The 272-nt window shown below is 43.4% G+C and carries 1 pseudogene; it reads right to left on the bottom strand.

The annotated features are described in order from the left end of the window. Nucleotides 1-272, bottom strand: a pseudogene (locus C1G53_RS12170) (heme ABC transporter ATP-binding protein); the annotation flags it as partial.

Raw genomic sequence — 272 nt, 5'->3', positions numbered from 1 at the left:
AACCAGTGATTGCCTGAATCAACTCACTTTGACCGTTTCCGTCGATACCGGCAATACCAACAACCTCACCTGCTCGAACATCAAGCGATAAGCCCTTAACTGCTGGAATACCACGGTTTTCATTGACAACCAAATCCTTAATTGACAAAATGACTTCTTTAGGACTCGCTTCAACTTTCTCTGTTTTAAAGGAAACGGAACGTCCAACCATCCACTCAGCCAAATCTTGGTTTGTTGCTCCTTCAACGGCAACTGTTTCGATTGATTTACCT

Origin of the sequence: Streptococcus suis (assembly GCF_002960445.1) — a bacterium.
GTDB classification, from domain to species: Bacteria; Bacillota; Bacilli; order Lactobacillales; family Streptococcaceae; genus Streptococcus; species Streptococcus hyiners.
Note: the sequence above shows the minus strand (reverse complement) of the source record. Positions and strands in the feature narration are given on the sequence as shown.